Genomic DNA, 794 nt, shown 5'->3' with positions numbered 1-794 from the left:
CTCGGGGGAGGCGACGGGGCCGCTCCTCGCGACGGGTATGGACGTCATGGCCGTCGAGCCCGGACCGCGCCTTGCCGCGCGTCTCGCGGACTCGTACCCGACGGCCGAGGTCGTCGTCGCGCGGGCCGAGGACGTCGAGCTGACAGCGTCCACGTTCGACCTCGTCGTGGCCGCGACGTCGATCCACTGGCTGGATCTCGAGGTCGTGCTTCCCGAGGTCGCTCGGGCGATCACAAGCGAGGGAGCGTGGCTGGTCTGGCGGAACGTCTTCGGTGATCCGGAGGCGACGACGACCCCGTTCCGACGCGAGGTCGAGAGGATCGTGGCCCACCGGCGAAACGACCCTCGCCGATCCGCCGAGGACGTGGAGGCGACGAGCAAAGCCCTCAGTGGCTCCGGCCTCTTCGCCGTGGAGAGGGTGCACACCTTCCGGTGGAGCATCCGGCTCGACTCCCACCAGGTGGGCGCACTGTTCGGGACGTTCAGCGACTGGACTCCGGCGGAGGTCGACGAGGCCGCCGCGATCGTGCATCGGCTCGGCGGCGAGGTCGTCGAGCACTACTCGTCGTGGCTCATCGAGGCGCGACCCACGGCGGGAGTCCCGCCACCCCGGGCGCCGCGTCCCTGACCGCGGCACCCGGGTTCGAGGGCTCAGCCGGCGTGGACCACGACGTGCTCGCCGCTCGGGAGGAGGTCCTCCTTGCGTCCGCGGATGAAGACCACGGCGACGACGGCGGCGAGCGCGAGCGCCCCGACGAGGAAGACCTGCGCGGCGGAGAGCCCCGCAGCGGCCA

At 72.2% G+C, this 794-nt stretch carries 1 protein-coding gene; it reads left to right on the top strand.

The window, feature by feature from the left end:
• Positions 1-628 (top strand): class I SAM-dependent methyltransferase (locus AC4FQ5_RS19670; protein WP_491146232.1); only part of this gene is annotated, 628 nt, incomplete at its 5' end.
• Positions 629-794: the final 166 nt, after the last annotated feature.

The sequence above is a fragment of the Chryseobacterium sp. DT-167 genome, from assembly GCF_058310155.1.
This window is presented reverse-complemented; position numbering and strand designations above follow the sequence as displayed.